This is a genomic window from Rhizobium sp. SRI_017 (genome assembly GCF_057586295.1).
In genome coordinates this window covers 50194-56193 of record NZ_JBYCZP010000027.1, presented here as the reverse complement: position 1 = coordinate 56193, position 6000 = coordinate 50194, and the positions used below count along the sequence as shown (strand labels likewise).

Sequence of the window (6000 nt, the reverse complement as noted above, 5' to 3'; positions counted from 1 at the left end):
GATCAACCAGTACTTGAACGACCTTGACCGCAAACGAAAATACTCGGGTTCTCTCACTGAGGGCGTAGAATCTCAGGCCCTCAACGCCATGCGCGAGCGCATCGCGCATTATCTCGAAGCGCGGTGCAGAGATCCTGGCCGGCGATCTCACATGACCTGCAGACTCTAATCATCGGTATGAAGTTCCAGACCCGTCTCAATGTCAACCTGCCCGGCACAGGGCAGCCGCTCCCCCAATCGCTGCTTGAAGAAGCGCACCGGACCTACCTCTATTCGAGGGCAACGCGTGGCAACATCTATGTGGAACACACTGTCGCGGAATGGCGGTGCGTATGGCCAACGAAACAAGGGAGCCGATCATGAAACGCGTTGTCATCTTCAGCCTGTTCCTGTGCCTCCTCGCCGTTCCCTGCCTCCGAAGAATACGGTCCCGACGATTACACTAGGAGGTGAGGCGAATGGTCAACCTCGTTCGGAGCCATCAGCCTATGCGGGCAAGCTCTTGGCACCCTACGGCCACAGGGTTCTGACCGGAGGTATCGGGCTGAACCTACCGCAGTAAGCACCCATGGAATTCGTTGAAGCGATCATCACGGTGGCAGGCTGAGCTCGAGAGACTTTCAAGCTAACTGGTCGGATCGCAGCCGGATTGCGGATACTTCGAGCGGTGCAGCCCGCCCTCTCATTGCGTGAAATCCCAAGTTCTCCGCCGTGAGATGTCCTGGCAATGCCCGCACGGCGATGAGGAGATCGGCCGAGACCAAGACACGCTCATTGAGGTTTTTCGAGAGCGACTCAAGCCGTCCCGTCGTGTTCACAACGTCCCCGAAGTAAGCGATCTTGTGCCGCTCAAGGCCAATTTCTGCAGTGACGACCCGGCCGCAATGCAGCACGGCGCGAAATTCGGGCACTTGCCCGAAGCGAGCCTGCCACGCAGGCGCCTGCCGCTTCAGCAGAGCTGCGAAGTCGAAGACGCAACGCAGGCACGCCGCGTCCCGTACCCCACGATGTAGCGGCCATGTGACAAGCGCCATATCGCCTATATAGTCGTCTATCGAGCCTTTGGAGCGCCGCACTGGTAGCGAAAGGGCGCTGAATATCTGTCCAAGATAAGCTTGCGTCTCCAGGTCGCCGTACCGGTCTGCAAATTGCGTGGAGCCGGCGACATCCAGAAATAGGAATATGCGCTCTTCCTCGGTGGGGCGGTGGTATCGACCGAGAAGCAAGCTGGTGAAAAGACTGGGGCCGATTAGATCGCGCACCCGGAACATGAATGTGACGAGAGCCGATGCGCCTAGCGCATAGACGAATCCGGATTCAGACAAAGCCATCGCCTCGCGTGCGGTCCGCATATGTCCGAAGAGGTGGTGAAGCACTGTCCCGGCCACAGCGTTGCCGATAAGGATCATAAGAATGTAGGTTGCGATTGTGGCAAGGACGAATACCGGCGTCGCAGCTTTTCGGACAATGTCGCGCAATCGGATGAGTATGTTCCCGCGCTCGTAGAGAAGTATCGGTGCCGCAATGAACGCTCCTCTTATGGCGGCAGATAGAGCTTCGACCTTGAAAATCTGTGAGTAGAGGAGGCCTACCATCGCACCCACAGCAGGTGCGACGAGCCAAAACCATTCTCGGGAATTGAGAAGCTTGCGCAAACGATCCATCGCGTTTCCTGACGATGTACTGCGACAAAGGTTGTGGGAAGGGCCGGGAACCTCCGTCGCCTCATTCGATCCATTGCAAATCGCACGACCACTCAAGGTGCGCGGAGAGTCTCGGTATACCAATTGAGTCTGCGTTCGACGTCGTCCTTGGTCTGAAGTCCAAGCGTCATGAGCTGCTGGATTCTGAACTGCGCCCCAGGACGCTGAACTGACGCTATGAACGCATCCCATCCTGCGGCAATCTCCGCATTGTGAGGCAGGCTTGCTAGGTCGACGAGCCGTTTCGTTTCCGCGATGGCATTTCCGTCGAATTGCGTGATGCGCATAGCGAGTGCTTCGACGAAGTTGTCGAGCTGTGCATCGGGAAGCGAGCGATTGACGTAACCGTATCGTTCTGCAAGCTCGCCATCGATACCATCTGCACCCAGCAGGATTTCCAGCGCGCGGCCCCGGCCCATGAGCCTGGGGAGCCTTGCCATCGGCCCACCGCCCGGCACAAGCGCTGCGCCGACCTCCCACTGAGACAGGAGCGCCTTTTCACGACTTGCAAACCGCATGTCACTCGCAAGTGCAAGTTCGCTACCGACACCAGTTGCACGGCCTCGGATCAAGCAGATTGACACGACGTGAGAGCGGCTCAACCGAACCAGCATGTCGGGAAGCGGATGGAGCCCTGTCGGGCCTGCCTTCAGACCCGTGGAATCTGAGAGGGGAGGAATGAAATCGTAATGTGTGAGAAAGAAATCGGGCACGGCACTGTCGAAGACAACCACTTTGAGAAGCGGGTCCTTTTCGATCGCCGTGATAACCGCCTCGAGCTGCGGTATAGTTTCGGGTCCGAAGATGTTGAAGGGCGGGTTATCAAAGGTGACCCGCCAGTAAGCGGGTGTGCGGCGCTCGACGCGAATTTGCCGTGCCGATGACGTTGCGCCACCCGTGCCAACGTCCTTGTTGACAGCCACTGCATTCGCTTGCGTAGATTCTGCAAGTGCCGGCGTGGCGCTTGCCGCTGCAACGATAAACGCTGCCGCGTATGTGAGGTTCGACGCGAATGGGGGCATAATTTCCTCCTGCTGGACTGCCGCCTTTCAGATGCGTACTTGCTAGGCCCGGAGTTGACCCGAAGCCATTGCACGATGGTATCGGCAGTACTTTCGGATTGCCTGTTCTAAACTGTGCAGCGCGACCAACACCAAGGCACAATAGACGAGCGCGTCAAGCAGATGCACCATTCGTGAAATCGCGATGATTTCGGTCCGATATCACAAGCATTTCGCGCCCTTGCCGACGATCTCCTGAGCAACAGCTTGGCTTCCGCATCCTCGTCACGCCAACAGACAAGGCAGCAGAACGCCCACCCTGAAGCCCGGCGCGCATTTTCGGGACATTTCCAACAAGTGGAGAGTAAATGATGAAAATCCTGATGGTATTGACGTCACATAGCGAGCTTGGAAGCACTGGGAAGCCGACCGGCTTCTGGCTCGAGGAGTTCGCAGCGCCCTATTACGTCTTTACGGACGCAGGCGCGGATGTCACTCTGGCGTCGCCCAAAGGTGGTCAACCGCCAATCGATCCTAAGAGCGACGATCCCGATGGCCAGACCGACGCGATGACGCGGTTTAAAGGCGATCCGGTGGCGCAAAAGGTGCTGGCCAATACCGTCAGGCTCAGCGGCATCAAGGCGGACGGTTTCGACACGGTGTTCTATCCCGGGGGGCATGGCCCGATGTGGGATCTCGTCGAAGACCGGAACTCGGTTGCCCTGATTGAGGACTTCTACAATGCGGACAAGCCGATCGCGGCGGTCTGCCACGCGCCGGCGGTCCTGAAAAATGTGACCTACCATGGCCAACCGATCGTCAAGGGAAAGCGTGTCACCGGCTTCACCAACAGCGAGGAGGAAGCGGTACAACTGACCAAGGTCGTGCCGTTTCTGGTCGAGGATGAATTGAAGCGCCTGGGCGGGCTCTATGAGAAGGCTGCGGACTGGGCGGACTTCACGATTGTTGATGGGCGCCTTATAACCGGCCAGAATCCATCTTCGTCCGGCTCGGCCGCCCGCGAGCTTCTGAAGCTCCTACAGGTTTAGATGCGAGCGTGAAGCCCGCCGCCCTGCGATATGGCCGACGGCGGACCTTGCTCATTACTTCAGGACTTCGCAGTGGCCGCAGCACGTATCTGACGATACTGCTGTGTTGGCAGTCCGCCCCAGCCCCAGTTGTCGAGGTCGACTTCCTCGATTAGAACGTAGGTCGATTCAAGCGGCTTGTTGAGCACGTCGAGAAGCAACTGACTGACGCCCTTGATGATGGCGGCCTTCTCCTCCAATGAAACCGAGTTGCGGTCTGGTGCGGTTCCCTCGCGGGTAACCTGGACGGTGACGATGGGCATTGCAGTTCTCCTTTAGAAAGACCAGGTTTGAATGGTTGCGCGGTGGCGAAGTTCTCGGCGGGCGAATGGTCACCAGCGGCCAGCGTTCTGGCCGCCGTCGACATGCAGGATCTCGCCGGTGACGAAATTCGCGCCTTCGAGATAGAGCACGGCATCGACGACATCGTTGATCTCGCCCATGCGGCCGATCGGATGCAGCGTCGCAAGCGCAGCATGCGTTTCAGGTGGGTTCATCGGGGTCTTCACGATGCCGGGCGATACGGCGTTGACGCGAACCCCGCTCTTGGCGAATTCAATAGCGAGCGCCTTGGTCGCTGCGTTCAGCCCACCCTTGGTAAGCGAGGCAAGTACGGCAGGCACACCAGCGATCGGCTGGTTGACCAGGCTGGTCGTGATGGTGACGATATGGCCCGAGTTCTGCTTGAGCATCTCAGCGGACGCCCGCTGCGTGATGTGGAAGAAGCCGGCGACGTTGACATTCATATTGTTGTCGAAATCCGCCTGGGTGAATTCTGTGAACGGTTTGGCCAGGAAGACGCCAGCATTGTTGACGAGCGTATCGATACGGCCAAAGCGCTCAAGGCCTTCGCGAACGATCCGTTCTGCCGTCTCGGGATTGCTGATGTCGCCGGCGACTGCCAGGATATCCGGATCGGCGCTGGGCTTGATCGACCGGGATGTGGCGATGACGCGGAAGTTCTGGTTGCGATAGGCCCGGACCAGGGCTGCGCCAATTCCTTGCGACGCGCCGGTGACGATTACGACTTTCTGTTCATTGCTCATGATGAGATCCTCATTCGGTTGCAGTGCCGTTTTCGGCGTCCGCCCCGAGGCCCTCGGCTTCGGTGCAACTGATTTAGATCTGTTCGAAGATCGGGAGAATGGATGCGAATTGGGAGGCAGTCCACCGAAATTCGGCATAATTAGAAGAGTGTGCCGGCCTCCGCGGCGAGACGTGCGAACTCCCTGCGTAGCCGAGGTGCCGCGAAATCGACGAAGGCGCGGACCTTCGGTACCGACATGCGGCCGTGCGGCGCGAGTAGATGCACAGGCAAAGACGGGTGTTCTGCATCTGCCAGCACAATCTTCAGGCGCCCGTCGCGCACAAACTCGGCAACATGGTAGGAATACAGCCGGGTCAGACCAATGCCCGCTGCGGCAGAGGCGGCGGCGGCACGCACATTGTTCACGATGCACCGCGGCGTGAACTGAACGGTGCGGGGGATCGACGACCCCGATTGCGGTGTGAAGACCCAGGAATCGAGTCCAAAATTGCTGAAGGCCACGATCTTGTGTTTCGTGAGATCCTCAGGCTCGTTGATCTGCGGATGGCTGGCAAGATAATTGGGGGACCCGACGACGACACGCCTAACATCGCCGCCGAGCCGTGTGGAAACGTGTGAGGAATCCTGGAGATGACCGATCCGCAAGGCCAGATCGACGCCTTCATCGACAAGATTGACAAAGCGATCCAGCATAAGGAACCGCGCCGAAACGGCCGGATAGAGGTCAAGAAAAGCGTCGAGGATCGGTCGCAGAACCTCTTCGCCGAACACAGGCGGCGCCGAGATCGTCAGCAGGCCTCGAGGTGCCGCGCGTTCGCCGCCGACGAGCATGTCGGCTTCCTCCAGATCGATCAGGACGCGGCGACATGCTGCGGCGTAACGCTGGCCGGCTTCGCTCAGCTTGAGCGTGCGCGTCGTCCGGTGCAGCAGCTCCATGCCGACGTGTGCCTCCAGGAAGCTCAGCGCCCGGCTGACCGCCGTCGGCGATCGCTTCAGCCGTCGCGCTGCGCCGGCGAGGCTGCCCTCGTCGACTGCGGCTATGAACACCTTCATCGCATCAATTCTGTCCATGATCCCGCCGCTCTTCGGTAGAGTGATCTCCACTTTGGAGATATTGCTCCGAATTGTGAACGAGATAAACAGTTGAACAGCAACTCAAC

General features: G+C 58.8%; 6 protein-coding genes. 1 reads left to right on the top strand and 5 read right to left on the bottom strand.

Going from position 1 to position 6000, the window contains the following annotated elements; translation table 11 throughout:
* Positions 1 to 620: 620 nt before the first annotated feature.
* Positions 621 to 1664 (bottom strand): adenylate/guanylate cyclase domain-containing protein, encoded by a 1044-nt coding sequence (locus AC2YI2_RS32900; RefSeq protein ID WP_487390747.1) that lies wholly within the window; start codon positions 1662 to 1664, stop codon positions 621 to 623.
* Positions 1665 to 1756: 92 nt separating this feature from the next.
* Positions 1757 to 2725, bottom strand: coding sequence for an enoyl-CoA hydratase/isomerase family protein (locus AC2YI2_RS32895; protein ID WP_487390746.1), 969 nt, complete (start codon positions 2723 to 2725; stop codon positions 1757 to 1759).
* A 350-nt stretch (positions 2726 to 3075) separates the two neighbouring features.
* On the opposite strand from AC2YI2_RS32895, the gene AC2YI2_RS32890 reads away from it, so the two are divergent.
* Positions 3076 to 3753 carry a type 1 glutamine amidotransferase domain-containing protein gene (locus tag AC2YI2_RS32890; RefSeq protein ID WP_487390751.1) on the top strand — a complete coding sequence of 226 codons (678 nt, stop codon included), beginning with the start codon at positions 3076 to 3078 and terminating at the stop codon, positions 3751 to 3753.
* Positions 3754 to 3812: 59 nt separating this feature from the next.
* On the opposite strand, the gene AC2YI2_RS32885 is transcribed toward AC2YI2_RS32890, so the two are convergent.
* From AC2YI2_RS32885 to AC2YI2_RS32875, 3 genes are all read right to left on the bottom strand, one after another.
* The gene (locus AC2YI2_RS32885) at positions 3813 to 4055 is read right to left on the bottom strand and encodes a tautomerase family protein (protein ID WP_487390745.1); all 243 of its coding nucleotides are present in this window, start codon (positions 4053 to 4055) and stop codon (positions 3813 to 3815) included.
* Positions 4056 to 4124: 69 nt separating this feature from the next.
* Entirely contained in the window at positions 4125 to 4838 is a 714-nt protein-coding gene (locus AC2YI2_RS32880; RefSeq protein WP_487390744.1) for an SDR family NAD(P)-dependent oxidoreductase, read from the bottom strand.
* Positions 4839 to 4978: 140 nt separating this feature from the next.
* Positions 4979 to 5911: a LysR family transcriptional regulator gene (locus AC2YI2_RS32875; RefSeq protein WP_487390743.1), complete on the bottom strand. Its 933-nt coding sequence runs from the start codon at positions 5909 to 5911 to the stop codon at positions 4979 to 4981.
* Between the last annotated feature and the right edge of the window lie 89 nt (positions 5912 to 6000).

Bases quoted from the DNA above. Each gene is read 5' to 3' on its own strand.
- AC2YI2_RS32895 (WP_487390746.1), bottom strand. From the start codon at position 2,725: ATGCCCCCATTCGCGTCGAACCTCACATACGCGGCAGCGTTTATCGTT.
- AC2YI2_RS32880 (WP_487390744.1), bottom strand. From the start codon at position 4,838: ATGAGCAATGAACAGAAAGTCGTAATCGTCACCGGCGCGTCGCAAGGA.
- AC2YI2_RS32900 (WP_487390747.1), bottom strand. From the start codon at position 1,664: ATGGATCGTTTGCGCAAGCTTCTCAATTCCCGAGAATGGTTTTGGCTC.
- AC2YI2_RS32885 (WP_487390745.1), bottom strand. From the start codon at position 4,055: ATGCCCATCGTCACCGTCCAGGTTACCCGCGAGGGAACCGCACCAGAC.
- AC2YI2_RS32875 (WP_487390743.1), bottom strand. From the start codon at position 5,911: ATGGACAGAATTGATGCGATGAAGGTGTTCATAGCCGCAGTCGACGAG.
- AC2YI2_RS32890 (WP_487390751.1), top strand. From the start codon at position 3,076: ATGAAAATCCTGATGGTATTGACGTCACATAGCGAGCTTGGAAGCACT.